This window comes from Microbispora catharanthi (assembly GCF_006334915.2).
In the GTDB taxonomy this organism is placed as follows: Bacteria; Actinomycetota; Actinomycetes; order Streptosporangiales; family Streptosporangiaceae; genus Microbispora; species Microbispora catharanthi.
The window spans coordinates 304,277-331,183 of record NZ_VDMA02000007.1; the positions used below are offsets into that span (position 1 = coordinate 304,277).

Consider the following 26,907-nt stretch of genomic DNA (forward strand, 5'->3'; position numbering starts at 1 on the left):
AGGATCATGTCTCGTCGCTTCCTTCCGGTAGGCCGACCCACCTCGTCTCCGGCGATCGCGGACGTCAGACCTCCTCGTATCGTTCCGGCGCCTCCCCTCCTCCGGCTGCGGCCGTCACCTCGGGCCGCGCGGTCACACCACAGCCGAGGCGCGTGGCGGCGGCCGAGTAGAGTCCCTCCCCCACGGCGGCCTCCCCGCACCGCCCGGCCTTCACCAGCCGGACCGCCGCGGGCGTGCGCAGCGGCCGGCGGGACACCGGGTCCCACGCGGTGAGCGTCAGCTCCGCCACCGCCCGCGTCGCGGCCTCGCCCTGCCCGTCGAGCGGCAGGACCACGACCCCCGGGCGTACGCCCGACAGGCGCGCGACGGCCTCCAGCATGCCGAGAGGCGACTCGACCCGGACGAGGTCGCCGTCCTCGACGCCGAGCGCCGCGGCGTCGCCGGGGTGGACCTCCAGGCGCGGCTCGGCCGGGAACGGCTCCGGCACGGCGTCGCCGAGACGGGCCGGCCGGGCCGGAAAGCGGCGCGGCCCCGGGCGGGTGATGAGGACCAGGGGGTGCTCGTCGTCGGCGACCTCGGGAGACGGCTCGAAGTCGGCGGCGTGGAGGAAGGCCCGTCCCCCGGGGTTCTCCGCGCGATACCGCTCCTCGCCGTACTCGGCCCCCGTGGCGAGGTCGGCCCCGAACGTCTGGCAGTCCTTCGGCCCGGTGGCGAAGCGGCCCCCGGCGTACAGACGCTCGATGCCGTGGGAGCTGGACGGCGTGCAGGGCCACTGGACGCCGCCGGCCCGCAGCCGGTCGTAGGTGATCCCGGTGTGGTCGCAGGGACGGCCCCTGGAGCACGCCTTCCACGCCTCGAACGCCGACTCCGCGTCTGTCCAGCGCACGAGCGGCCGGCCGTCCCGGTCGCGCAGGTCCATCCGCCGCGCGTAGTCGAGCAGGATGTCGAGGTCCGCCCTGGCCTCTCCCGGCGGCTCGACCGCCTTCTCGCACAGGTGCACCGTGCGGTCGGCGCCGGTGACGGTGCCGGTCTTCTCGCCCCAGACCGCCGCCGGGAGCACCACGTCGGCCAGCCGCGCGGTCTCGGTCAGGTACGGATCCTGGACGACGACGAACAGATCCTCCCTCGCGAGGATCCGGTCGAGGCCGGGCATCGTGGCCGCCGGATCGGACGCCGTGATCCACAGCAGCCCGACCGACCCCTCCTCGGCGTACCTGAGGATCTGGGTCGCGTGCGTGGCCGGCCCCCACTGCGGGATGACCGCGGGGTCGACGTTCCACAGGTCCGCCAGCTCGCGCACGTGCCCCGCGTCGGCCCAGTTGCGCAGCCCGGGCAGGTCCGCGGCCGAACCCGCCTCCAGCGCGTCGCACCCGGGCCCGCCGAGCTGGAACAGCCCGGCCCCCGGACGGCCGAGCATGCCGCGCAGCAGGTGGACGTTGTTGACCTGGCAGGCGGCGGCGGTCGCCTGGTTGGAGCCCAGGAAGGCCGGGCCCACGGCCGACACCAGCCGTTCGGCCGCGCCCAGGATCTCGGCGGCCTGCTCGATCTGCCCGACCGGCACCGCGCAGATCTCCGCCGCCCGCTTGGCGGGGTAGGCCTCGACGATGCGCCACAGCCGTTCGAACCCCACGGTGTGCGCGGCGACGTAGGCCGCGTCGTGCCAGCCGCCGGCGATCAGCTCGTGCAGCAGGCCGTTGAGGAGGGCCACGTTGGTGCCGGGACGCACGGCGAGGTGGACGTCGGCCTCCCTTGCCGCCGCCGTCCCCTCCGGGCCCACCGCGATCATGGCGGGCGGACTGGATCCGAGCCGCCGGTCGAGCATGCGCTCCCACAGCACGGGATGGGTGGCGGCGCAGTCGTGTCCCCACAGCGCGAGCGCGTCACAGTGGTCCACGTCGGTGCACGAGCCCGGCTGACCGTCGGTGCCGAAGCTCGCCGCGAGCGCGGCCGCGGCCGCCGCCGCGCCCCAGCGGGTGTCGCCGTCCATGTGCGGGGTGCCGATCCCCGCCTTGCCGATGACGGCGAGGGTGTAGTGCTCCTCGAGGAACAGCCGCGTGCCGGTGTGGAAGGCGAGGCGGCCCCAGCCGCCGGGGCGGGCGAGCAGTTCCCGCGACCTCGCGGCGACGCGGTCCATCGCGACGTCCCACGTCGTCTCCACCAGCCGCCCGTCCTCACGAGCCCCGCCTTCACGAACCAGGGGGCGGGTCAGCCGGGCCGCGCGCGGCTGCCAGGCGTGCCACTCCCGGGGGTCGAGCCTGCCGTGGTTGACGCGGTCGCCGGCCCGGCCGCGCACGCCCACGACCCGTCCGCCGCGAACGGCCAGGTCGAGGGCGTCGCCGTTGGAACCCGCCGCGGAGACAGCGGGAACCCAGCGCTCGACGCCCGGCTCGGCGACGCCGTCCTCCGGGAACACGTCCACACGCACCGGCCAGGGGCTGCCGAGGCGGATGACCGGGGGAAGCGCGTCGCGCATGTGGCTCGGCAGGGCCGCGGCCAGCCGTTCCACCGCGTCGGGAGGTCCGTACGGCGTGCGCCGCCCCCTGGGATCGGCGATCCGGTCCAGCACCTGGCACCTCCGCGGTGACGATGTGTGAACGACGCGTCCCGTACCCGGTGCCATGCGCCCCTGATCCCGGAATCGCCCGAACTGACCGGTTCCTTTTCGAATACTTTCCATAGGGTGTCAATGCCGGACCGGCCCCCTGTCCGGGTCTCGTGATCTGTAAAGTGCATTTACTGGGTGTTGTCGGCGCGGCCGGCGGGGGCGGCCCGCGCGTTCGCGTGTGGGGTGCGAATGGACGGACGCACGGCCGGTTCGGTCGTCACGGGCACGTCCGTGCCACTCGTCGGACGGCGGGACGCGCTGACCGCGCTGCGGGGCGCGATGGCCGCGAGCCGCCGCGACGGGTTCCAGTTCCTCGCGCTGGCCGGCGAGCCGGGCGCGGGCAAGACGCGGCTGCTCGGCGAGCTCGCGGCGATGGCCGGCGGGGACGGCTTCACCCCGCTGTGGGGACGCGCCGCCGAGTATGAGCAGATGCTCCCCTACAGCGCACTGGTGGACGCGCTCGACGACCATCTCGACGCGCGCCGGGAGGAGGTCGCCCGGACCGTCGGGTCCGGGCAGGCCGCCCTGCTGTCCGGCGTCTTCCCCGGCCTCGCCGCTGACGGAGCCCCGGCCGGCGACGAGCCCGCGCTGGCCGACGACCGCAGCGGCCTGGCCCGATATCGGCTCTACCGGGCCGTACGGCACCTGGTGGGCGCGCTGGCCGGGCCCACCGGCCTCCTGCTGGTCCTCGACGACGTCCACTGGGCCGACGACGGCACGCTCGAGTTCCTCGACCACGTCGTGCGGCACCCGCCCGCCGGCCCGGTGCTGATGGCCGTGGCCTACCGTCCGGCCCAGGCCGCCCCGCGCGTGGCCAGGCTGGCCGCGGCGGCAGGCCCGCGCGGGCACGAGGTCGTGGTCGGTCCCCTCAGCGCGGCCGAGGTCCGGCAGTTCCTCGGCCCCGACGTCAGCAGGGGACGCGGCATGGCGCTGTACGAGGCCAGCGGCGGAAACCCGTTCTACCTGGAGGCGCTGGCCCGGATGGACGGCACCGACGTGACCGAGCTGCCGCCGACCGTGCTCGCCGCCCTTCAGGTCGAGCTGGGCGACCTGTCCCCCGGCGCGCTGCTGGTGGCCCAGGCCGCCGCGGTCGCCGCCGACGAGTTCGAGCCGGCCGTGGCCGCCGTGGCCGCCGAGGTGCCGCCTGCCGCCACGCTGGCCGCGCTGGACGAACTGGTCGAACGCGACATCGTCCGCAGCGTGGGCGCGCGGTTCCGCTTCCGCCACCCCCTCGTGCGGCGCGCCGTCTACGAGTCGGCGGCGGCGGGCTGGCGCCTGGGCGCCCATGCCAGGATCGCGGCCCACCTGGCGGAGCTGGGCGCCCCGGCGACCGTACAGGCCCACCACGTGGAGCATTCCGGGTCGTTCGGCGACCAGCCGGCGGTTGAGGTGCTGGTGGCCGCGGCCCGCGCGGTGACCGCGCACGCGCCTGCCACCTCGGCGCACTGGCTGCAGGCGGCGCTGCGGCTCATGCCGGACGACGCCGCGGCCCGGGAGGACCGGCTCGCCCTGATGCTGGAGCTGAGCTGGGCCCAGGGGATCAGCGGCAGGCTGGCCGAGGGCCGCGACACCGCCCGCGCGCTGCTGCGCATGCTGCCCGACGACGACTACCCCCGCAGGGGTCGCGCGGCCCGTGTCTGCGCGCTGATGGAGCGCCAGCTCGACCGCCCGCAGGAGGCCAGGGCGCTGCTGCTCGACGAGCTGAGCCGCATGCCCAACCCGCGGGCGGCCGCCGCGGTGCCGATGCGGATGCGCCTGATCGCCGAGAGCATGATGCGGGTGGACTTCCGGGCCGCCCAGGCCGTGCTCGACCTGATGCCCGACAACGCCGACGACTGGGAGCCCGGGCTCGCGGTCGCGGTGGCGGCGCTGCGCCCGATGCCCGCCCTGGCCGCCCGCCGTACCGACGACGCGCTGCGCTACGCCGAGATCGCCGGCAAGCTGCTCGCCGACGCCCCTGACGAGCACCTGTCCGAGTGGCTGGACGCCATCGCCTGGCTGTGCTGGGCCGAGTCCTACCTGGGCCGGTACGGCGAGGCGCTGCGCCACTTCGACCGGGCGGCGGCCGTCGCGCGGTCGACCGGGCAGACCTACATCCTGACCAACCTGCTGGCGGGCCGGGCCAAGACGCTGGTGGCGACGGGCCGCCTGGCGGAGGCCAGGGCCACCGCCGAGGAGTCCGTCGAGGGCGCCCGGTTGCTCGACTCCGGCCAGCAGCTCGTCTTCGCGCTCACCCAGCTCTGCCTGGCCGAGTCGTGGAGCGGCGACGACGAGGCGGCCCTGCGCGCCGGCGAGGAGGCCGTGCGGTGCGGCGTCGGGGCGGGCGAGACCTGGGAGGCCACGGCCCGCTACGCGCGGGGACAGGCCCTGGTCAACGCGGGCCGGTTCGCGGACGGCGTCGAGGCGGTGCTGGACGCGTGCAACCGGTTCGAGTCGCCGCGGGTGGACCCGGGGACGCTGCTCCAGGCGTGCGAGACGCTCGCCTACGCGGACGCCTCCCAAGAGACGAGCACGGAGGCGGGCAGGGAGGCCGGCGCGGAGGCGTCCGCGCGGGCGGCGCAGTGGGCGGCGCTCGCCGTGCGGCTGGAGGAACCACGCCTGCCGGCCTACTGCGGCTTCGCCGCGCTCGCCCGCGCGCACGCGCTGTCCCGTCAGGACCCGGCCGCGGCGGCCGCGGCCGCGGAGGAGGCGGCCCGGCTGCTGGCCGCGGGCGAGCGGCGGCTCGACGCCGGCCGGGCCCTGCTCACCGCCGGGCTCGCGCACCTCGGGACGCCTGGCGGCCGGAGCCGCGCCAGGGAGAACCTGCGTGCCGCGGCCGAGGTCTTCGACTCCTGCGGCGCCCGCGCGCTCAAGGCGCGCACCGAGCGCGAGCTGCGCCGCCTCGGCGTACGGGTGGGCGGCGGCGCGACCACGGCCGCGGGCGGGGAGGCGGCCAGATTCGGGCTGTCCCCCCGGGAGCTGGAGGTGGCGCTGCTGGTCGCCGAGGGACTGACCAACCAGCAGGTCGCCGAGCGGCTCTTCCTCAGCGTCCGTACGGTGGAGACGCACCTGTCGCGGATCTTCACCAAGCTGGAGGTCACCTCCCGGGTCGGCGTGGCGACCGCCCTCACGCGGTGAGTGCCGACAAGTACGGGTTTTCCACGATGTCGCCGCTATGGCTGGTCCTGGGATCGTAGCCCCGGCAGAAAGGCGATCGAATGGAACACCGCATACCCCGGTTCACGCTCGACGGCGTGCGGGACGCCGAGGTCACGGTTCATCCGTTCGCCACCGAGGACGAGCTGGGGTTACAGCTCACCCGGTTCCGCAGCCACGACACGCCGGCGCAGGGGGCGCAGGACGACGTCGTGCTGCTCGTGCACGGACTGACCTCGTCGAGCGACATGTTCATCATGCCGGAACACACGAACCTGGTCAGGTTCCTGCACGACAGCGGGTTCGGCGACGTGTGGGCGCTGGACTTCCGGATGAGCAACAGGTTTCCGTACACCATGGAGACCCGCAGGCACACGCTGGACGACATCGCCCAGTACGACCACCCGGCAGCACTGCGCGAGATCCGCCGCCACGTGGGGGCGCGGCGGATCCACGTGGTGGCCCACTGCCTGGGGTCGGTGACCTTCCACATGAGCCTGTTCTCCGGGGCCGTGAGCGGGATCGCCAGCGTGGTGGCCAACAGCGTCGCGCTGACGCCCCGGGTGCACCCCTGGGCCCGCCTCAAGCTCGCCCTCGGTCCCGCGCTGCTGGAGTACGGCACGGGCCTGTCCTACCTGGACCCGCGGTTCAGGGACGCGCCCTCGCTGACGCGGCGGTGGCTGCTGGCCCGCGCCGTCTCCTACTTCCATCCCGAGTGCCGGGAGGCGGCCTGCCACATGCAGAGCTTCATGTGGGGCAGCGGCAGGCCCGCGATGTACCGCCACGGGAACCTGACGCCGAGCACGCACCTCCATGAGCGGCTCGCCGACCTCAACGGCGCCAGCGACCTGCACTACTACCGGCACGTGCGGAAGATGGTGGCGGCCGGTCGCGCGGTGAAGTACGACACCGGCGACCCGAGGTTCGCCGCGCTGCCGGACGACTACCTGGTCAACGCAGCCGACGTCGACACGCCGATCCTGTTCGTGACGGGCGACCACAACGACGTCTTCACCGACTCCAACATCGTCTGCCACCACGTCCTGTCGAAGGCGGCGCCGGGGCGGCACGAGCTGCGGATCCTGCCCGGCTATGGGCACATCGACCCCCTGATCGGAAAGAACGCGCACCGGGACGTCTTCCCGCACATCCTCGACTTCCTGAAGCGACACAGCGGTCGCTGACCGCGTCACTGAGAGACATCTATGGAACACGTCGACGCGGTCGTGGTCGGTTCGGGTTTCGGCGGCGCGGTCGCCGCCTGCCGCCTCGCCGAGGCCGGGCTGTCTGTGGTGGTGCTGGAGCGGGGCAGGGCGTACGCGCCGGGCGACTTCCCGCGCGGCCCGGCCCAGCTCGGCCGCGCCTTCTGGGACCCGGCCGAGGGCCTGTACGGGATGTTCGACATCTGGAGCTTCTCCGACTGCGACTCGGTGGTCGCCAGCGGCCTCGGCGGCGGCTCGCTCATCTACGCCAACGTGATGCTGCGCAAGGACGAGGACTGGTTCGTCCACGAGCAGGCGCTGCCCGGCGGCGGCTACGAGTCGTGGCCGGTGACCAGAGCCGACCTCGAACCGCACTACGACGCGGTCGAGCGCATGATCGGCGTCTCGCCCTACCCGCTGAGCCATCCCGGCTTCGACGACACGCTGAAGACGCTCGCCATGCGGGACGCGGCGGCCGAGCTGGGGCTCGACTGGCGGCTTCCGCCGCTGGCCGTCAGCTTCGCGCCGTCGCCGGGGGCGCAGCCCTGCCAGGGCGCGCCGCTGACCGGCCCGGCGTACGGCAACCTGCACGGTGTGCCGCGCCGTACGTGCCGGTTGTGCGGCGAGTGCGACCTCGGCTGCAACGACGGCGCGAAGAACAGCCTCGACCACACCTACCTGTCGGCCGCCCGGCACCACGGCGCCGACCTGCGGACGCTGCACGAGGTGCGGCGCATCAGGCCGCGCATGGGCGGCGGCTACGACGTGCAGTATGTCGAGCACATGCCGCGCGGGGACGAGGCGCGCGAGGACGGCGACGGGCCGCCCCGGTGGACCGGGCCGCACACGATCAGCTGCGACCGGCTCGTCCTGGCCGCCGGCACGTACGGCACGTCATACCTGCTGCTGAAGAACCGGGCGGCCTTCCCCGGTCTGAGCGGGACGATCGGCAGCCGTTTCTGCGGCAACGGGGACATGCTGGCGTTCCTGCTGCGGGCCACCGACCGGAGCAGGACCCGGCCCATCCGGGCGAGCCGCGGACCGGTCATCACCAGCGCGATCCGGCTCGACGACGGCGCGGACGGGCGCGGCGCCTACATCGAGGACGGCGGCTACCCCGAGTTCGTCGACTACCTGGTCGAGGGCGCGGACATGGGGCCGGGCAGGGTCGCCCGGTTCCTGCTGCGGCGGCTGCGCAACATCCTCACCCACGACACCAACCTGTCGGCGGAGTTCGCCGACCTGATCGGCCGGGGCGAGCTGTCGGGCACCTCGCTGCCGCTGCTCGGCATGGGCCGCGACGTCCCCGACGGGAGGCTGCGCCTGCGCGACGGCCGCCTCGACGTGGACTGGACGACCGAGACCAGCGAGGACTACTACGAGCGGCTGCGTGCGATCATGCGCAGGATCGGCGACGTGCTCGGCGCGGAGTACGCCGACAGCCCGCCGTGGTGGCGCAGGCGGGTCATGACCGTGCATCCGCTGGGCGGCGCGCCGATGGGCCGTCATCCGGGCGAGGGGGTCTGCGACGCGTACGGAGAGGTCTTCGGCTTCCCCGGGCTGTACGTCGCGGACGGCGCGGCGCTGCCGGGGCCGGTCGGCGCCAACCCGTCGCTGACGATCGCCGCGCTCGCCGACCGCATGAGCACCCGGATCCTGGAGTCCCGCGCGTCCCTCGCCGCGCCTTCGGCGGCAGTCGAGACCGTGGGGGTCGAGACCGTGGGGGCCGAGGCCGTGGGGGTCGAGACCGTGGCGTTGTCCGCCGTGCCGCCGATCGAGGTGGGGGCGGAGGCCGTGCCGGTGGGAACGGCGGCGGCGCGGCCGGCGGCACAGGCCGGTGCGGTGCCTGACTGTGCGGTGCCTGACTGTGCGGTGCCGGTCGGCTCGGTGGAGGTTCAGGAGACGATGGGAACACCGGAAACACAGGCCGCCCCGGAGCCGACGGCCGTCTCCGGCGGCCGTCCCTTCGCCGCCGGGCGCGCGGACGAGCCGAGCGTGTTCGAGGGCCGGACCTCGCTGTGGTTCGTGGAGGAGATGCGGGGGATCCTGACGCCCGGCCCGCCCGGCCGCACGGCCCGCGGGAGTGGAGCCGGAGGATGCCCGTTCGCCTTCCGTCTCACGATCACGATCGACGACATCGACCGCTTCCTCACCGAGCCCGAGCACGAGGCCAGGGCCGAGGGCTGGATCGAGGCCGACCTGTGCGGGGGCAGGCGGCCGATCGCCCGGGGCTCGTTCAACCTGTTCGTCCCCGGGGAGACGGCCGGGCAGCGGCGCATGTGCTACCGCCTGCGCTTCTGGGACGCCGACGGCCGTCCCCGCACGCTGGCCGGGCACAAGGAGATCCTGCCGGGCGCGCCGACCCGCCTGTGGCTGGACACCTCCACCCTGCACGCCCGCCTGCTTGAGGGGCACGTCGAGGAGGACGGGGACGAGGACGCCGCCGTGGTCGCCGCGGGGACGCTGCGCATCATGCCGTCCGACCTCGTGCGGATGCTCACGACCTTCCGTACGGCCGGGCCGGACGGCACGGCGGCCGTGACCCGCTTCTGCCGGTTCTTCCTCGGCGAGCTGTGGGAGGTCTACGGGCCCGCCCAGGGGTCGTAGTCGACCTCCAGCGGTTCCTGGCCGGGGCGGTCGGGTTCGGGGACGTGCCGGAGGTTGACCCTGATCCTCGTCCAGGTCGAGCTGCGCCCGCGCATCGAGTCGACCAGGACGTCGGCCGGCTGCAGGAGGCGGGCCACCCCGGGATGACGGGCCTTCCATCGTTCGAGCCCGGCCATCGCCTCGCCCCGCGTGGCGGCCCTGGCGATCTCGACGAGCGGCATGACGGACTGGCGCCGCCCCCCTCCGGGCGGGGCAGCGGGCCTGTCCGGCCGCGGCCCCTGGGCCTCGGCCAGCTCCAGCAGGGCGTCCAGGGACCCCGCCCGCTCGTCCATCCCGGCCCACGGGTCGCCCGCCTCGGCGTACCGGTCGGGCATCGACGCGAGCGTGAAGTCCTCCGGGCGGCACCCGGGCACCTCGTCCCAGGCCAGCGGGGCCGAGACGAGGCCGGTCGGCCGTACGGAGTAGGCGGAGGCGACGGTGTGGTCGCGGGCGTTCTGGTTGTAGTCCACGAAGACGCCCTGCCGTTCCTCCTTCCACCACCGGCTGGTGGCGACGTCCGGCTCCCGGCGCTCGATCTCCCTGGCCACGGCCTCGGCGGCCCGCCGTACCTCGCGGAAGGTCCAGCGCGGCTCGATGCGGGCGTAGACGTGAAATCCGCGCGAGCCCGACGTCTTGGGCCAGGCGGTCAGGCCGTGCTCCTCCAGCACGTCCCTGGCGACCAGGGCGACCCGGACGATCTGCTCCCAGCCCACGCCGGGCACGGGGTCGAGGTCGATCCGCAGCTCGTCGGGATGGTCGAGGTCATGGGCCCGTACGGGATGGGGGTTGAGGTCGACGCAACCCAGGTTCACCGTCCACAGCAGGTGGGCGAGGTCGCGGATCACCACCTCGTCCGCCGTGCGGCCGGAGGGGTAGCTCAGCTCGACGACCTCCACCCACTCGGGTCGCTTGGCGGGCGCGCGCTTCTGGAAGAACGCCTCGCGGTCGACGCCGTGCACGAAGCGCTTGAGTATCACCGGCCGGTCGGCCACTCCGCGCACCGCCCCTTCCGCGACCACCCGGTAGTAGGAGATCAGGTCGAGCTTCGTGTGCCCGGTCCGCGGGAAGACCACGCGGTCCGGATTCGTGATCTTCACGATCCTGCCGTCGAGCTCCAGCGTCATGCCGCCACACTACGTCGCCGCTCCGCCCCCATCCGGCAGCACGCGTGGGGCCGGGGGCGCTGACATTCGCGGGCGGACGCTCTAAGATCGCCGCCCGTACCCCACATATGGCAGGAAAGGCAGGCGCAGGCCTTGGTCTCCGAAAGATGGTCGGCGTCGGCCGTGGAAGGTCTCATCTCGTTGCCGCTGGAGTCCCTGCTCACCGGGGACTACGAAGCCGATCCCGCCCTCGTCCGCGAGCGCCTGCGCGCCAGGTATGGCCCGGTGGCCCCGGTCGACGTCCTCGGCGTGCCGGTCTGGTTCGTGCTCGGCTACGACGAGGTGCTGCACATCATGCAGAACGCGCGCGACGTGTGGAGCAAGCGCGTGGGCCACTGGCGGGCGTACGCGGAAGGACGCGTTCCCGCCGACTGGCCGCTGCTCGCCCTCCTGCAGGCCGACAACTCGGGTTTCCACGACGGGGAGAGGCACCGGGGTCTGCGCGGCGCCTGGATCGCGGGCCTGCGGCCGTTCCAGGATCCCGGGAGCGAGCAGGCGCAGCGGCTGGAACGCGCCATGGTGAGGTACTGCGACGACCTCGTGGGCGTGATGGCGGAGGCCGGGCCCACCGGGCGGGCCGATCTCGCCGCCCAGTATGGGCGGCCGTTCCCGTTGCTCGTCGCCAACCACCTGCTCGGCGTCACCATCGAGCGGGGCGAGGACATGGTGGAGGACCAGTGGCGCCTGCTGGACGGCCCCGACTCCGCCGGGGCGTACCAGCGGTTGTGTGCCGCCCTCCTCGAACTGGCGACGGTCAAACGGCAGCGGCGCGGCGACGACCTGCCGTCGTACATGATCGAGGCGAAGCCGGATCTCACCGACGAGGAGCTCGCCCGCGAGTTGATGATGCTGTCCGGCTTCCTGGACTTCACCGGCAGCCTGATCTGCAACGTCATCCTCGAGGTGATCACCAATCCCCGGCTCAGGGAGAGCGTGTCGGTCGGCGCGATCGAGGAGGTGGTCAACCGGGTCGCCCTGGCCAACCCGGCGCTGGCCAACCTGACCTTCCGCTACGCCAGGACGAGCGTGAAGCTCGGCCGCTTCACGATCGCGGCCGGCGACCCGGTGATGCTGTCCATCGCGGGCGCGCACACCGACCCGCGGTTCGCCGGAGCGCTCACCCGCGACAGCGTCCGCAGCACCCGCGCCCACCTCGCGTGGGGCGCGGGCCCGCACAGGTGCCCGAGCCAGCGGCTGGCCACGCAGATGTCCTCGATCGCGGTGCGCCGCCTGCTCGACCGGTTCTCGGCGCTGAAGCCGGCGATTCCGGCCGACCAGCTTCCCTGGCGTCCCTCCCCCTTCGTCCGCGCGTTGCGCTCCCTGCCCGTGAACTACGAGCTCAGCGCGAGCTTCGCCGGCACGCCCCGGCCCGCACCGGAGACCGGCGGCGAGCCGTCACCGCCGGTCGCGCAGGACGACGGCGACGGGCGCCCGAGGTCCGGTCTCCTGGCGGTCCTGCGCAGGCTGCGCCGCGTGCAGTGAGTCACGGACGGATCTGCCGGACGATCGTGGGGTCGGCGATCTCGGTGTCGGCGGCGAGCAGGAAGGCCTTGGACACGATGACCGACAGCATGCCGCCGTCCTCCTCGAAGGGCAGGAAGACCCGGTCACCCGACCCCCGCGGAACGACGCACAGATAGGCGTCGTTGGGCTCCATCAGAATGTTGCCCGACCCCAGGTGGATCTTGTACGTACGTAGCTCACCCCGCACCACCAGAAAACGATCGGTCAGCGCGCACCGATCGGCGATCGCCAGCCGCGGCAGCAACCGGGCGAGCGCGTCACGCCGCACTCGGGCGTTCTCGGACAGGTCCCCGAAGCCGTAGGACTGCCAGTAGTCCCGCAGCCGGTCGACTCCCCGGTCGAGCCACTCCGGATCGGCGCCGATCGACGCGACCGCGACGAACAGGTCCACGTCCCGCATCGCCTCGCTGAACACCAGCGGCGGCACCTCGGCGAGCCGCGCCTCACGCCAGCCGTCCCCGGCCATCCGGTGGAAGCGGACCTCGCCGGTGGTGGCGTATCCGTCCTCGTGCCAGAGGTAGTCGTGGAGGAACGTCGCCCGCCAGCCCCCTCCGCCCAGCACCCGCATGGCCCCCCCGTCGCCGCCGCCGTCCCACGGCCCCAGATAGGGGGCCTGCCACCCACGCTGCTTGAGCAGGGCGTACAGCTTGTGGTAGCCGACCACGTGCCCGGCGAACCGGTTGGAGTAGGTCGCCGTCGCCTCTTCGGCGGGCGTCAGCAGGTACACCTCGCGGAAGGCCTGCTTGAACGGCTGGCGCAGCTCCTTGTCCTGCACGACCTCGCGCCAGGCCCGCACCTCGTCCGGCGTGGCGCGGGCCGGATGCCACAGCCGCACGGGGACGTCCGGCACGGTCAGCCCGAGCTCGCTGCGCCACACGCCGGGCGACACCTCGAACTCCCAGATCAGCCGGTCCGCGACCGGATGTCCCTCGAGCCGCCGGTAGGGCGGCGCGACCTGGTGGGCGAACCCGGCCTCCAGCGCCCTGACCAGGGTCTTCTGCTGCCGGCGGACCTGCTTGGCCAGCTCGCGCAGCCGCTTGACCTCGTCGGGGTGCTCCCGTTTGACCGCGGCCGGGACCGACTTGAGCTTCCTGTCGCCGTGCCACCACGACAGCTCGACCTCGCCCTCGATCGCGATGACCGCGGTGTGCTCGCCCAGCGTCTCGCGTACGCGCCCATCGGGCAGCCGGAAGGCGACCTCCACCCGGTCGGCCAGCGCGGGCTCGATGCGCTTGAGCACGCGGTCGAGCTGCTTGGGCACCCCCGCGTGCCTGGTCAGGCCCCTGGCGGCACGCAGGGCCGTGACGGCCTCCGGGGTCGGGTGGTCCTCGGCCGCGCGGGCGATCTCGAACAGCACCCCCTGCGAGGGCAGGGTCCTGGCCTTGGTTGGCGCCACCGCGACACCGCGCACCAGCCGCTCCAGCGGCTCGGGCAGCCAGGGCTCGTCCCGGAGGAGCGCGATCCGTACGGCGCGGCCGATCGTCTGCTTCTCCCCCACGCCGAACGCCTTCTCCGCGCGGTAGGGCAGCTCCCCGGCGTGGATGGCGTCGACGCGGGCCGCGGCCGCCTCCACGGTGGTGCGGGCGAAAGCGGCATACCCCGGAAGGACGCTCAACCGCTCCCGGGCGTCGGGCAGCGGCGGTGGGGCGTTGCGGGAGCTTTCCCGCGCGAACTCGGCGAACAGCGCCCGCTGCGTGGGGTCCCAGCCGAGCAGCAGCTCAACCTCGGCCACGCCCAGTGGCCCGCGCCCGGCGGTGAGCCGCTCGGCCGCCTGGGCGTCCAGCCCGGCGAGCCCGGCGGCCGCCAGCAGCGAGAAGGGCTCATTGAGCCGATCCTCCCGGAGCAGGCGCTCCACCACGACGCGGGCCGGATCGGCGAGCCGGTCGAGCGGCGCGCCCGCGGGGCACCGGACCAGCGCGCCCACTGAGACCCGGATGTCCGCCCGTCGGCAGACCAGGGCGTCGAACAGGTCGGCGCACGCCTCCGGCGTGAACAGCGGCTGACGCTCACTCGCCTCCCTTTCGACCTCCCACCGCACCAGAACGGCATCGCGGGACTCCAGGTCGACGCGGTATGCCACGGGGAGCAGCGCTCCCAGCTCGTAGGCGCTGAGCTGCGAGGCGTCGAGCCCCTGGGCGGCACGCGTGGTGACGCCCGCCATCAGGTCCTGCAGGAGCCGCTCCCGCTGGACAAGCCTCGCGGCCCCCGTCATCAGGTCGTGCAGGAACCGCGCCCGCGGGGACAGGGGCGTGCCGTGGAGGTTCATGACAGGACCTGCCTGGTGATCGTGGGGCCGGTGATCTCGGGTATCCAGCCTCTCGAACTCGTCCTTGTCGGCCTGGCTCAGGTAGCCCCACGCGTCCAACGTCAGCCTCCGACCAGGGGGACGAGCTTGACGAACGACACCACAGGATCGGCGGTCAGGTCGATCTCCGTGTCGAGGTCCTCGATCTGACAGTCGCCGACCAGCAGCAGGAAGCCGTTGCGGGCGAAGGCGGCCTCGGCGGCGTCGGCCTGCTTCTCCCAGTCGAGCGTGCGAGTGGCGCGCATGCGGTAGCCGTTCAGCTCCGCCTCGGCGTCCGTCGGCGTGACCAGACCGCGAAAGCACGGCGCGGGAGAGGCGTTGTGACGGGCCACCTCCTCGCGGACGCGCAGACGCACCAGCTCACGGGCCGTGGTCCGGTCGGGCAGGTCCGGAAGGGAGAACTCGGCCAGAGCGCGGCCTGTCGCGGTCTCGTCGCGAAACATCACTGACGCCATCGAACGACTCGTTTCCGTGAAGATCAGGAGATGGCGCAATTCATAGCAGTGACGGGCGACAAACAAGCCGCCCCGCGGCGGGCGGCGGGCGGCGGGCGGTGGGCGAGGTCACGCGAACCAGACCATCGCCTGCCCGTGCGACAGGGTCCAGGCGAGCGGCGTCCCGTCCAGCGCGAGCACGTTGTACAGCGCCGCGCCGGGCGGCTCCGGCAGACCAGGGTGCGGTAGACCAGGGTGCGGTAGACCAGGGTGCGGCAGCACATCGGGGGCCTCGTTCGCGATCCAGTGCCCCGGCAGCCCGCGGACCACCTCGGCGAACGCCACCCGCCGCGGCGCCGGCACCTGATACAGCACCGAGGTGTGGAAAACGACCAGCGTGGCGCCTGCCGGGGCCTTCGCGGCCAGTTCCGGCAGGTCGTCCGCCAGGTCGCCGCGCACGAGCAGCGGCGGCTCGGCCGCGGCGACGGCCGCCGCCGCCCTCAGCCGGGCCCGCCGCCGCTCGTGCTCCGGCCAGATGAGGGCGTCGAGCCACGCGACGTCGGCGGGATCGGTCACGTCGAGCGGGTTCAGATCCAGACCGGCCCGCCACACCACGTCGGGTACGCGGGCCGGTAGCGCCACCCCGGTCGCGGCACAGTCCAGGACCGGTTCGCCGGAGCCGACCAGGTGGTCGCCGTAGCGGTAGGCGTACCGGTCGGGATAGAGGCACAGCCCGGCCGAGGCCCCGACCTCCAGCAGCGCGAGCGGCTGCGGCAGCGCGGCGAGCACCGGCAGCAGCACCGCGCACCGCCCGGCCTCGTTCGTCTGCGTGGCCCGGGTGCGCATCTCCGCTTCGACCGCCGGCCAGTTGCCCACGGTGTAGTCAAGGAACGCGGCGGGGTCCTCGACCGGGCCGCCGAGGAACCGTACGACGGCGAACAGCAGGTTCGGCTGCCGCTTCGCCGGCGGGAGCGCGCCGAGCAGCGCGAGCGTCTCGCGGTGGCGGGAGACCGCGAGCGCCAGGCGTTCGTACGCCGGGGACACGCCGTTGGCCTCTCGTGCGGCGAACTCGGCGTAATTCGCGGCGGTCGTCATACCGCCATCGTCGTCGAGTCCTGCCTCTGGCGCGCGCCCGGGCGGGGCGGGTTCAGACGGGGCGCGATCAGGCGAGGCCGGCGGCGCGGAGGGCCTCGCCGAAGGCGGTGCGGTTGGCCCTCTGGTCGGCGACGGCCCGCGCCAGGGCCTCGGTGTCCGAGGCGCGGAAGGCCGGGACGTCCTGCTCGATCACGATCCAGCCCTCGTAACCCGACCGCCGCAGCTCGGCCAGCACGGCGGGCAGGTCCAGGTCGCCGCGACCGAGCGGCGGGAAGCCGCCCGCCGCGACCAGGTCCCACAGGTCGCCGCCGCCCGCGCGGATCCGGGCGAGGACGTCTCGGGAGGCGTCCTTGACGTGCACCTGGCGGATGCGCGAGGACCAGTCGCGGATGGCCGCCACCGGGTTGCCCCCGGCCAGCCACAGGTGCCCGGTGTCCAGGCACAGCGAGACGTCCGTCGAGCCGAGCAGCCGCTCGATCTCCTCGGGTGTCTCCACGTCGGTGCCCAGATGGTGGTGGAAGACGGGTTCCAGGCCGCGGTCGCGGCAGCGCGCCGCCGCCTCACCGATCCGCCCGGCGTACGCGGGCCAGTCGTCGTCGGGCAGGGAGAGCCTTGGGTCGGCCGGCATACCGGGACGGGCGAACCGCTCGGGCCGGTCCGGGCAGGCGAGCGTCGGCCGCGGCGCGAACCGCGGATCGGCCGCCCCGGCCCCGGCGTCGCCGACGGCGGTGAACACGTCGAGGGCGGCGTCGAGGGCGGCCAGGTCCTCGCGGAAGCCGTCCGGGTCGTCGTAGCGCAGGTCCACCCAGCCGCCGGCCAGCCCGAGACCGTGCGCCGCGAGCCGTTCGGGAAGGATCGGCGCCGTGCCCAGGTATCCGATCGGCCCGGAGTCGGTGCCGTCGTACCCGGCCTCGCGCATCGTCGCGAGCAACTCCCGCGACCCCAGCGGCGCGCCGTCGGCGCGGTAGACGCCGAAGCTGACGGGCGCGCTCGCCACCCGCACCGCCCAGGGATCCGTGCGTGCCGTCATCCCGTCACCTCCGGGAAGCGCACGAGCCTGCCCTGCTCGCGGGCGGAGTGCGTGGCGCCGGTGGCGCCGCTCACGTGGACGAGGACGCGGGTGCGGTCGCCCCTGAAGACGTCCTGGGAGAACTCGAAGGCCCGGCCCTGCTCGTCGGAGGTCGTGCGGGTGATGGCCAGGACCGGCACGCCGGGCTCCACACCGAGCACCGCCGCCTCCTCCTCTCCCGCCGCCACCGCCTCGATGCGTTCGAGCGCGTCGGCGGGGCGCACGCCGTACCGCTCGGCGAGCAGCTCGTAGACCGACCCGCCGAGGGGCTGCTCCAGCAGTCCCGGGAAGCGCAGCGCGGGGAACCGGGCCTGCTCCAGCGAGAGCGGCACCCCGTCGGCGAACCTGATGCGGACGATCTCGGTCACCAGGTCGCCCGGCTGCATGCCCAGGGCCGCGGCGGTCGCCTCGTCGGCGCCCGCGATCGTGGCCCTGACCACGCGGGACCCTGCGGTGAAGCCCTGTTCGCGCAGCAGCGCCGGCACGCCGACCACGCTCGACAGGTCGCGCTCCACCTTGCCGCCGCTGACGAACGTCCCGCCGCCCCTGCCGGGCACCCGGCGCACCGCGCCCGCCTGCTCCAGCAGCCCGAGCGCCTGGCGCAGCGTCGTACGGCTGACTCCCATGCGCGTGGACAGCTCGCGCTCCGAGCCGAGCCGCTGGCCGGGCCGGAGCTCGCCACTCGTGATGAGCCGAAGGACCTCCCGCCGCACCGCCTCGACCGCGCTCTCGCCATCCAGGTCGCGGGACACCTGCTCACCCTTTCCGCCTCACAGGGACGAACCATGACAGAGCATGGATCGGCCCGATTAGTTGACTTCCTTCCCGCGCCCGAAGGCGGGGATTCCCGTGGCTGAGGCGCGTTCACGCTGCCCTCGTCTCGGGTGGTTGGCGCTTCGCAGACCGCCCAATGGCGAGGTCTCCACGCCCTGTCACCGCCAGCCCAGCGGCGAGGATGTTCTTCGCGGCGTTGACGTCAGCGTTGCCCGCGTAGGTGCAGGATGTGCAGGCGAAGACCGCTTGGCTCTCGCGGGACTTCGCATCCACCTGCCCGCACGCCGAGCAGCGCTGCGAGGTGTACGCGGCGGGCACCCGCACGACGCGGGAGCCGTTGTACCGCGCCTTGTGCTCCAAGGCGGTCAGCAGCCCGCCCCAGCCCTTGGCGAGGATGGCCCGGTTCAGCCCCGCTTTCTGACGAACGCGGGACCCGGGCCGCTCCATGGTGCCCTTGGCACTGGCCGTCATGTTCTTGACCTTCAGGTCCTCGACCACGATCAGCCCGTGGTCACGGGTCAGCCGATTCGCCGTCCAGGCGAGGAAGTCGGCGCGCCGGTTGCGGATGCGGGCGTTCAGTCTCGCCAGCTTCGCCCGTGTGGCCGCGCGCCGCGTGGACTCTTTCCGCTGCCGGGCGAGCTGCTGCTGAAGCCGCTTCAGCCGAATCGTCTCCCCGGGCGTGAAGAACTCGCGGTCACACATCCATCCGCCCGAGGTGACCACAGCGACCTTGACGCCTCGGTCCACGCCGACAGGCGCCTTGCCGTTCGGCGCGAGCTCCACCAGCCCGTCTTCCACGCAGAACGCGATGTACCAGCGTCTGCCGTCCTTCCGCACTGTGGCGTTGCGGACCCGACCGCCGAGCGGACGCGTCCACCGGAAACGGACCCAGCCAAGTTTGGGTAATCTCACCCGGCCCCACCGGTGTGACACGCGCTCGACAGCCAGGTGTCTAGGGTCGGGGAACCGGAACGACGGCGGGCTCTTGCGTTTGGAACGCCAGCGGACCTTGAACGTGCCGTGCGTCTTGCATGCCTTCTCCAGGTCGCGCAGCGTCTGCTGAAGCGTGTGCGATGGGGCTTCGGCCAGCCATGGGAAGTCTTTCTTTGCTTCGGCCAGTTGCCTGGCCTGCTCCACATAGCCGGTGAACGCCCCACGCTGCCGGTAGGCCCGGCGCTGCTCCAACGCGGTGTTCCACACCGCACGGCAGGCGTCGCCGATGAGTTCGGCGAGGGTCTCCTGCTCTGGGGTGAACGCCAGCAGGTAGCGGCGGCCGGTCAGCATTCAACGGCCCTTCTGCTGCTCGACGTACCGCTTCACCATGGCCGGGGGTGCGCCGCCAACCGTGGCCACGAAGTAGGAGTTCGTCCACAACGTCGGGAGCTGGGACTTCAGGTGGGGAAATTCCTCACGCAGCACGCGGGACGAGCGACCCTTGATGGCCTTGACCAGCCGGTGAACGCCGTATTGCGGATCGACCTCGACCAGCAGATGAACGTGGTCGGGCATGACCTCCATTCGCACCAGCCATGCCCCTTTCTCGTCCACCACCTCGCGGATGAGTTCCTTCAAGCGTTCTTCGATCCGGCCGCCCAGTATGCGCCGCCGGTACTTCGGGCACCACACGACACGGAATGCGCACCGGAAAATGACGTTGCTGTTCGACCGCAGGGTTGCAGCCACGACAGACAGTATGCAGCTTAGAGCTATCTAATATCTGAGGATCGTGGGGAATGCGCTTATCCAGGGCTGATGCCGGGTCCCTGCGGTTAAGAACGAATTACAATCCGCTCATCGCATCCTGCGATTCGGGCAGGACCTGGCCGCCGTCGACGACCAGCGAGTGCCCGGTGATGAACGCCGCCTCGTCGGTGGCGAGGAACAGGCAGGCGTTGCCGATGTCCTCGACCGAGCCGAGACGCCGCATCGGGATCGCGGCCTCCATCCCGCGCAGGTAGTCGTCCCCCAGGTCGGCCAGTCCCTCCGTCAGGATGTTGCCCGGCAGGACGGCGTTGACCGTGATGCCCTTCGGCGCCAGCTCGATCGCGGCCGTGCGCATGAACCCGAGCTGCCCCGCCTTGCTGGCGCCGTAGTGCGACCAGCCCGGCAGGCCGGTGAAAGGACCGGTGATGGAGGAGGTGAGGATGACCCGCCCGTGGCCGGACGCCTCAAGCGCGGGCAGGGACGCGCGGACGCAGAGCATGGTGCCCTTGAGGTTGACGCCGACGACCTCGTCGATGTCGGCCTCGGTCATCTCGGCGAGCTTCTTGTCGGGGAAGATCCCGGCGTTGGCGCACAGCACGTCGACGCCGCCGTGCCGCTCGGCCGCCGTCTCGGCGATGCGCTCGCAGTCCGCGGCCCTGGACACGTCCGCGACCACGTACGACGCGCCGATCTCGGCGGCGGCGGCCTTCAGCGCCTCCTCGTCGCGGCCCGCGACGAGGACGTTCGCGCCGGCGCGGGCGAAGACCCGCGCGATGCCCTTGCCGATGCCCTTGCTGCCGCCGGTCACGACGACCGACCGCCCGGCCACTGGGGTGAACACATGGACTCCTTAGAGTGATCCGCTGAGATAGCGCTCGGCCAGCTCGCAGCTGCCCTGGGTGTAGCCGGCGCCGAGTTCCCCGGCGATGTCGGCGGCCGAATGGGAGCCGATCCACGCGACGAGGAGGAGGCGGCGGAACATGATGAACGTCCAGATCTCGGCCTCGTCCTCCTTCGGGAGGTCGAGCACGGACCGGTAGCCGCGCACCCACGACTCCGCCATGTGCGGCACCTCGGGCCGGTGCTCGATGAAGCTGACGGCGGCGCCGAGGTCGTAGAGGTACCAGCCGAGGCCGCAGTCGTCGAAGTCGATGACGCTCGTCCCCGCCTGGCCGTCCACGAGGAGGTTGGCCAGGCGCAGGTCGGCGTGGATGAGCCCGTACCGGTCGGGGCCCTTGCCGAACCGCTCCAGCCTGCGGCGCAGCTCGGCCTCAAGCCGGGCGAGCACGGCGTGCGCCTCCCTGTCCACGCCGACGCCGTCCTGCCACCTGCCCCACCGCGCCCGCGGGCCGAAGGCGGCGTCCAGGTCCCAGTGGAAGCGGGTGAAGGACGCCGGCCTCGCCCAGGCGCGGGCGTGGCGGTGCATGCGAGCGGTCAGCGCGCCCAGCCGTTCGAACTCCTCCACCAGCCGGTCCTCGGCCGGCTCCGCACCGGGAAGGAACTCGAACATCACACAGTGACGGGGCTCGGAGCCCGGTTCCCGCATGGTGACGACGCGCGACCCGTCACGGGCGGGCAGCACGCGCGGCGTGACGATCCCGGCCTCGTCGCGCAGCGCGTCGAGCCAGGCGAGCTCGCTGGCGATGGCCTCCAGCGAGTGGTAGCCGAGCCGGTGGACCCGCAGGATCACCCGGCGCCCGCCGTCGCCGACCGTGAAGGTCGCGTTCTCCGAGACGTTGAGCAGCGTCACGGAGGCGTCGGGGGAAACGTCGTAGTGCCGAAGGGCGCGGCGGGCGACCCCCTCGATGCGGGCGAGGACGTCGTCGCCGCCGGACAGGTCGTGGACCTGCATGCGTTCTCCTAAAGGGTCCTGTGGAAGTGTCCGTCAGATCTTCCCCCGCGCCCCCGGATTCCTAGTGGTCGCGGCCCTCGACGGACTCGAGCACGCGGACGATGGCGTCCCTGGCCGTACGAACCGAGGAGGAGCGGCCGCTGATGTAGAGCCGCCCGGCGGACCCGATCATCTGCACGTCCACGAGCGTGATGTCCGGCGCCGCCGCCTCGGCCTCGTTGGCCGCCACGGTCGCGAACAGCGCCGGGGTCATCTCGCAGACCAGCAGCGTCTCCCCCGGCAGGACCATCGAGGCCTGCCGGTTGCGGTTGATGAGCACCGCGTGCTGGTCCGTGATGTCCTCGATGACGTCGGTGTAGAGGATCCGGGGCCGCAACTGGTCGCCCGCCGAGGCGCCGATGCCGTCGAGGATCGCCTGCCCGGCCCGCCGTACGTGCTCCAGTGAGGAGCCGTGCACCTCCAGCACGCCGAACTGGCGCTCGACGAACAGGATGCCCGGCTCGACGGACGGCACGGCGCGCAGGGCGAGATCGATGACCCGCTCGATCGCGAGGCCGGGGGCGACCTCCACGATCAGCGCGTGCTGCCCCTCGTACGGCGGGTAGCCCCGGGCCCGGGTGGGCGCGGCCATGGCCGCGGTGAACTGCCGCCGCAGGTTCTCCACCAGCAGGTAGACCCGCAGCTCGGCCGTACGCCGCTCCGCGGGAGCCGCCTTGGCGGCGGCACGCGCGCGGGAACGGGGGGCAGGGGCGGCGCTACTCACCGGTCGAGAGGTCGAACGCGCGGGCGAGGTCGGCGTGCGGGCGCGGGATCACGTGCACGGAGACCAGCTCGCCGACGTTCGAGGCGGTCTCCGCCCCGGCCTCGGTGGCGGCCTTGACCGCGCCGACGTCGCCGATGACCGTGACGGCCACCAGTCCCGACCCGACCTGCTCGCGTCCGACGATCGTGACGTTGGCCGCCTTGACCATGGCGTCGGCGGCGGCGAGCGCAGCCACGTAGCCCTTGGTCTCGATCAGGCCGATCGCGTTGTTGGCCATGTGCCTCTCCTTCGGTTAGACGGTTTCGTCGATGGAGCCGATGATCAGTGCGTCGATCGGCGGGGACTTCTCAGCGGGGAACCAGGAGGCGGCCACCGAGCCCTGCACGATCAGGACCCGCTCGCCGATGCCGCTCCCGAGCACGTCGAAGGCGATCAGCCGGGCTCCCCCGTCGAGTTCGACTTCGAGGAACGCGCCGGCCGGGATGCCCTCGACCCGCTTGGTGGACCACACGCTCGACGTGACGGTGCCGCGCAGCATCAGTCCTCCCTCTCCACGGCGAGCCCGCAGGCGCGGGCCCGCTCCCTGGCGAGCGGCGTGAGCACCGCGCGGCGCCCGAGGACCAGCCGGGCGCCCGCAGCGGCGGCCGCCGCCACGTGCCGCTCGGTGACGGCCCCCTTCTCGTGCCGCACGACCTCCTGCCGTACGGCCTCCTGGGCGGGCTGTGCGGCAGGCACGGGGGCGGGTTCGGGTGCGGGGGCGGCCAGGCGGAACCGCAGCCGTCCCGACCGCAGGGCGGCGGCGCGGGCCGGGTCCGCCGCGAGGTCGAGGACCCGCAGCGCGAACGCGTTGAGGTCGTCGTCGCCGCCGATCACGACAGGTTCGGCCGCGGGCGTCCGGCCGAGGGTCTCGGCGGATGCACCGGGCACATGTCCGGCCGGCGCGCTCCCGGCCGGCGCGGTCGGCGCGGTCGCGGCGGAGATCGCGGGAAGGAGGTCGCGCAGGACCTCGCGGACCAGCAGCCGCAGCTCGTCGGCCGGGAGCGCGGTCATCGCACGACTCCCGCCCTGTCGCCCAGCACCCGGCGGGCGGCGTCGGCGGCCTGGCGGACGTCGGACTCGCGGCCGGACAGGTACACCCGGCCGGTCGCGCCCATCATGCGGTAGTCGACGACCTTGATCTCCGCGGCCTTCTCCGCCTCGTTCACCGCGAGGATCGCGTACGACGCGGGCTGGCATTCCAGGACGAACAGCGACTCGCCCGGCAGGGCCAGCGACCCGACGCGGTTGCGGTTGATGAGGAAGGCGTGCTGCCCGTCCAGGCTGGAGACGATCTCGGAGGCCAGGATGCGGGGCGCCACGGCGTCGGCGGCGCTCGCGCCGAGCGCGCCGAGCACGGCGTCGGCCGCCGCCCGCACCTCCCCGATCTGCCCGTGGAACTCCAGGTAGCCGAACTGCCGCTCGACCACCAGCACGCCGGCCTTCACGTCGGCGTGCTTGAGCGCCACGTCGGTCAGCGGCTCGATGTCGAGCCCGGGGGCGATCTCGATGATCTGCGCGGCCTGGTTCAGCCGCGGCAGCGCGCCGCGCATCCAGGTGCCGAGGTAGCACATGGTCTGCGGCTGCAGCTGGTCGATGAAGATGAAGGAGCGCAGCTCGGCCATGTCACGACCTCACCAGCGACGCGAGCTCTTCGAGGATGAGCCGCCTGATCTCCTCGCGCAGCACGTCGCCCTGTGGCGCCGGGGCCGCCGGGGAGGCGGGAGCCGTACGCGCGTTGGACGGCTCGGGGTAGCGCGGCACCGGGCCGTCTGGCGGCGACCACGGATCGAGCCCGGCGAAGTCGCCGAACGGCGCGTCCACGTGGTAGGCGAGCTTCGTCCAGTTCACCAGGTTGCCCGGCTGGAGGTTCTCCCCCGCCGACGAGCCGCCGACGTAGCCGGTGCCGATCGTCATGGAGATCGGCAGGTTCGTGTGGACGCCGGAGCCGCCCAGGCTGTTGCCGGAGTTGACCGAGACACGCAGCACCGGCACGGCCGCGCCGTACTCCATGATCGTGCGGGAGTCGGTGCTGTGGATCGCGGCCGAGTGGCCGGCGCCGCTGATGCGCAGCACGGCCCTGGCCGCGTCGATCCCGGCTCGCGTCGACGGCACGCGCAGCAGGGCGAGCACCGGGCAGAGCTTCTCGTGCGCCAGCGGCTCCTCCGGCATGGGCCGGTCGATCGGCGCGAGCAGCACGCGGGTGCCGGACGGCACCCGCGCGCCGGCCTGCTGGGCGATCCAGGTCGCGTCCTTGCCGACGAACCGGGTGTCGAACCGGCCGCCGGGGAAGACCGCCTCGCGCACCCGGTCACGGTCGGCGGGCGACAGCAGGTGGGCGCCGCGCATCAGCGGGACGAGGCGGTCGGCGACCGCGTCCTCCACGATGAGCACCGACTCGTTGGTGCACAGGATCGAGTTGTCGAACGCCTTGCTGTCCACGATCAGCCGCGCGGCCGGCTCCAGGTCGGCGGTGCGGTCCACGAACACGGGGACGTTGCCGGGGCCGACGCCGAGCGCCGGGTTGCCCGAGCGGTAGGCGGCCCGGACGACCGGAGTGCCGCCGGTGGCGACGATCACGTCGACCCTGGGGTCGGCCATCATCGACTCGATCAGCGGCAGCGCCGGCTCCTCGACGACCTGGATCACGCCGTCCGGCGCGCCCGCCTCGGCCGCCGCGGCGGCGAGCGTCCGCGCGGCGTCGGCGCAGCACTCCTTCGCCATCGGGTGAGGGCTGATGACGATCGCGTTCCTGGTCATCAGCGCCAGCAGGATCTTGAAGTAGACGGTGGCGACCGGGTTCGTCGAGGGGGTCAGCGCGAACACCACCCCGGCCGGCCGCGGGATCGAGACGATCTTCTGAGCCGCGTCCGTGCGCGGGGACACGTAGTCGTGGCCGGCGTACTCCTCGACCAGGCCGGTGGAGCAGGCCACGTTCTTGAGCGCCTTGTGCTCGGCCACGCCGAAGCCCGTCTCGCGCACGGCCCACTCGGCGTACCGGGTCGCGTTGGCGGCGCCGGCCCCGGCCACCGCGGCGACGATGCGGTCCACGCTCGCCTTGTCGTACCGGGCGAAGGCCCGGGCGGCCCAGCGTGCCCGCTCCAGCATCCCGGACGTCACTTTCCAGCCTCCTTCGCGGCCCGTGCGATCGCGACGGCCGTACGGTCGAGCAACTCCTCGGTGAGCACGGGATCGATGAGGATGCCCGGCTTGTACTGCAGGACCCGGGGGTCGAGGGTGGAGAAGATGGCCCACACGCCGTTGTCGTAGAGCTGCCGCATGACGAACTTGGCGCCCTCGGGGTGGTCGAACTCCAGGCCGAAGATCAGGCCGTTCTGCCTGATGCCGGTGAACCAGCCCGGGTTGTCGTCCCTGATCCGCTCCAGTCCGCGGCCGATGACGTCGGACGCGTGGTGGACGATCGAGCGGGTCTCGGGCCGGTTGCAGATCTCCAGCGTCTTCATGGCGGCGAAGCAGCCGAGCTCGCCGCCGCCGAACGTCGCCATGTGGGCGAAGCCGTCCTCGGTCAGCCAGCCGGCGCAGCGCTCGCTGACCAGGACCGCCGCGATCGGGTAGAGGCCGCCGGAGATGCCCTTGCCGGTGACGAGGATGTCGGGCCTGATGCCGTGCTTGGTGATGCCCCACAGCTCGCCGGTCCGCATCAGGCCGGTCTGCACCTCGTCGGCGATGTAGAGCGCGTCATACGTCTCGCAGAGCCGCTTGACGCTCTCCAGGTAGCCGGGATCGGGCAGCGGGAAGCCGTACGTCGCGGGGATCGTCTCCATGATCACGGCGGCCACGTCCCTGCCCCTCAGGGCCTCCTCCATGCCGGCCAGGTCGTTGAACGGCACGTGGACGAACTCCTCCGGCCGCTCCGACAGGAACAGCCGGGAGAAGCGCTCGTCGCCGGTGCCGACCGCGAGGCCGGTGTGGCCGTGGTACGCCTTCACGATGGAGACGATCTTGCGTTTGCCGGTGGCGTGCCTGGCCGTCTTGAGCGCGATGTCGATGGCCTCGCCGCCGCCACTGGCGTAGATGACCTTGCTCAGCCCCTCGGGCCCGGTCGTGATCAGCGCCTCGGCCAGCGCGGTGCGGGCGAGCGAGGGGAAGTGGTGGTTACCGATGTCGAAGTGGTCCATCGCCTGCTTCAGCGCGGCCACGACCTCCGGGTTGCGGTGCCCCAGGTTGTAGGTGCCCCCGTTGAGGTGGACGTCGATCAGGCGCTTACCGGAGACGTCGTAGAGGAAGTAGCCCTCTCTGCGGTCGATGACCAGCGGAACACCGGAGTCGATCCAGAACTGGGTCTTCCCCGGGTTCCAGTACGCCGAGGACTTCTCGAGAACCTCGTCCTTGTCCGCATAGGTGAACAGCCCGTAGTCCAGCATCCCGGTCCCATCGGTCTGTGAATCGGTAGGACCAAATAAGACACCGGTCACACCTTAAACGTCAACGGTTCTCGTTGTGAGGACTACGAAACACCAAGGGTCTTGCCTGGGCAAACCATGGAGTGGCACGATTTGCGCACCTTGTGTGACATGTCGCACATCTCCCCCACCCCCACCATGGTCTCCCGGAGGCACTGCTTTGAGCACCTTTGAGA

General features: G+C 72.8%; 22 protein-coding genes. 4 read left to right on the forward strand and 18 right to left on the reverse strand.

Annotation, left to right across the window (positions count from 1 at the left end; translation table 11 throughout):
- Positions 1–64: 64 nt before the first annotated feature.
- On the reverse strand, positions 65–2,566 hold the full coding sequence (locus FH610_RS16090) for a molybdopterin oxidoreductase family protein (RefSeq protein ID WP_205825808.1): 2,502 nt from the start codon (positions 2,564–2,566) through the stop codon (positions 65–67).
- Between the two features lie 228 nt (positions 2,567–2,794).
- Here FH610_RS16090 and FH610_RS16095 point away from each other — a divergent pair, with 228 nt between their 5' ends.
- From FH610_RS16095 to FH610_RS16105, 3 genes are all read left to right on the forward strand, one after another.
- Entirely contained in the window at positions 2,795–5,722 is a 2,928-nt protein-coding gene (locus FH610_RS16095) for a helix-turn-helix transcriptional regulator (RefSeq protein ID WP_139575239.1), read from the forward strand.
- An 80-nt stretch (positions 5,723–5,802) separates the two neighbouring features.
- The gene (locus FH610_RS16100) at positions 5,803–6,924 is read left to right on the forward strand and encodes an alpha/beta fold hydrolase (protein WP_139575244.1); all 1,122 of its coding nucleotides are present in this window, start codon (positions 5,803–5,805) and stop codon (positions 6,922–6,924) included.
- Positions 6,925–6,945: 21 nt separating this feature from the next.
- The gene (locus FH610_RS16105; RefSeq protein ID WP_139575250.1) at positions 6,946–9,549 is read left to right on the forward strand and encodes a GMC oxidoreductase; all 2,604 of its coding nucleotides are present in this window, start codon (positions 6,946–6,948) and stop codon (positions 9,547–9,549) included.
- On the opposite strand, the gene ligD is transcribed toward FH610_RS16105, so the two are convergent.
- Complete coding sequence (gene ligD / locus FH610_RS16110; RefSeq protein ID WP_139575254.1) at positions 9,525–10,712, reverse strand: non-homologous end-joining DNA ligase; 1,188 nt, start codon at positions 10,710–10,712, stop codon at positions 9,525–9,527. The genes FH610_RS16105 and ligD overlap by 25 nt on opposite strands.
- Before the next feature lie 162 nt (positions 10,713–10,874).
- On the opposite strand from ligD, the gene FH610_RS16115 reads away from it, so the two are divergent.
- Positions 10,875–12,233, forward strand: a complete 1,359-nt coding sequence (locus FH610_RS16115; RefSeq protein ID WP_240808994.1) for a cytochrome P450 — start codon at positions 10,875–10,877, stop codon at positions 12,231–12,233.
- Position 12,234: 1 nt separating this feature from the next.
- Here FH610_RS16115 and FH610_RS16120 read toward each other — a convergent pair whose 3' ends face one another.
- The 16 genes from FH610_RS16120 to FH610_RS16195 all read right to left on the reverse strand — a co-directional run bounded on the left by FH610_RS16120 (position 12,235) and on the right by FH610_RS16195 (position 26,692).
- The gene (locus tag FH610_RS16120) at positions 12,235–14,541 is read right to left on the reverse strand and encodes a DUF4132 domain-containing protein (protein WP_139575257.1); all 2,307 of its coding nucleotides are present in this window, start codon (positions 14,539–14,541) and stop codon (positions 12,235–12,237) included.
- A gap of 101 nt (positions 14,542–14,642) precedes the next feature.
- Positions 14,643–15,035 carry a hypothetical protein gene (locus FH610_RS16125; protein ID WP_139575258.1) on the reverse strand — a complete coding sequence of 131 codons (393 nt, stop codon included), beginning with the start codon at positions 15,033–15,035 and terminating at the stop codon, positions 14,643–14,645.
- A gap of 108 nt (positions 15,036–15,143) precedes the next feature.
- Entirely contained in the window at positions 15,144–16,109 is a 966-nt protein-coding gene (locus FH610_RS16130) for a DUF2332 domain-containing protein (RefSeq protein WP_139575259.1), read from the reverse strand.
- Between the two features lie 67 nt (positions 16,110–16,176).
- Positions 16,177–17,139, reverse strand: coding sequence for a sugar phosphate isomerase/epimerase family protein (locus FH610_RS16135; RefSeq protein WP_139575260.1), 963 nt, complete (start codon positions 17,137–17,139; stop codon positions 16,177–16,179).
- On the reverse strand, positions 17,136–17,930 hold the full coding sequence (locus FH610_RS16140) for a GntR family transcriptional regulator (RefSeq protein WP_139575261.1): 795 nt from the start codon (positions 17,928–17,930) through the stop codon (positions 17,136–17,138). Before FH610_RS16140 ends, FH610_RS16135 begins: the two co-directional genes overlap by 4 nt.
- A 112-nt stretch (positions 17,931–18,042) precedes the next feature.
- On the reverse strand, positions 18,043–19,236 hold the full coding sequence (locus FH610_RS16145; RefSeq protein ID WP_139575262.1) for an RNA-guided endonuclease InsQ/TnpB family protein: 1,194 nt from the start codon (positions 19,234–19,236) through the stop codon (positions 18,043–18,045).
- Positions 19,237–19,635 (reverse strand): IS200/IS605 family transposase, encoded by a 399-nt coding sequence (tnpA, locus tag FH610_RS16150; RefSeq protein ID WP_139575263.1) that lies wholly within the window; start codon positions 19,633–19,635, stop codon positions 19,237–19,239.
- Positions 19,636–19,732: 97 nt separating this feature from the next.
- The gene (gene fabG / locus FH610_RS16155) at positions 19,733–20,497 is read right to left on the reverse strand and encodes a 3-oxoacyl-ACP reductase FabG (RefSeq protein ID WP_139575264.1); all 765 of its coding nucleotides are present in this window, start codon (positions 20,495–20,497) and stop codon (positions 19,733–19,735) included.
- Between the two features lie 9 nt (positions 20,498–20,506).
- Complete coding sequence (locus FH610_RS16160) at positions 20,507–21,508, reverse strand: phosphotransferase enzyme family protein (protein ID WP_139575265.1); 1,002 nt, start codon at positions 21,506–21,508, stop codon at positions 20,507–20,509.
- Positions 21,509–21,569: 61 nt separating this feature from the next.
- Positions 21,570–22,271: a hypothetical protein gene (locus FH610_RS16165; RefSeq protein WP_240808995.1), complete on the reverse strand. Its 702-nt coding sequence runs from the start codon at positions 22,269–22,271 to the stop codon at positions 21,570–21,572.
- The gene (locus FH610_RS16170) at positions 22,264–22,548 is read right to left on the reverse strand and encodes a BMC domain-containing protein (RefSeq protein WP_139575266.1); all 285 of its coding nucleotides are present in this window, start codon (positions 22,546–22,548) and stop codon (positions 22,264–22,266) included. Before FH610_RS16170 ends, FH610_RS16165 begins: the two co-directional genes overlap by 8 nt.
- A 15-nt stretch (positions 22,549–22,563) precedes the next feature.
- Positions 22,564–22,809 carry a EutN/CcmL family microcompartment protein gene (locus FH610_RS16175; RefSeq protein WP_139575267.1) on the reverse strand — a complete coding sequence of 82 codons (246 nt, stop codon included), beginning with the start codon at positions 22,807–22,809 and terminating at the stop codon, positions 22,564–22,566.
- Positions 22,809–23,321, reverse strand: a complete 513-nt coding sequence (locus FH610_RS16180; RefSeq protein WP_139575268.1) for a hypothetical protein — start codon at positions 23,319–23,321, stop codon at positions 22,809–22,811. Before FH610_RS16180 ends, FH610_RS16175 begins: the two co-directional genes overlap by 1 nt.
- On the reverse strand, positions 23,318–23,932 hold the full coding sequence (locus FH610_RS16185) for a BMC domain-containing protein (RefSeq protein ID WP_139575269.1): 615 nt from the start codon (positions 23,930–23,932) through the stop codon (positions 23,318–23,320). The genes FH610_RS16180 and FH610_RS16185 overlap by 4 nt, the downstream gene beginning before the upstream one ends.
- 1 nt (position 23,933) lies before the next feature.
- A complete protein-coding gene (locus FH610_RS16190) occupies positions 23,934–25,427 on the reverse strand; it encodes an aldehyde dehydrogenase family protein (protein WP_240808996.1) in 1,494 nt (497 codons plus the stop codon).
- Entirely contained in the window at positions 25,424–26,692 is a 1,269-nt protein-coding gene (locus tag FH610_RS16195) for a class-III pyridoxal-phosphate-dependent aminotransferase (RefSeq protein WP_139575270.1), read from the reverse strand. Before FH610_RS16195 ends, FH610_RS16190 begins: the two co-directional genes overlap by 4 nt.
- Positions 26,693–26,907 lie beyond the last annotated feature (215 nt).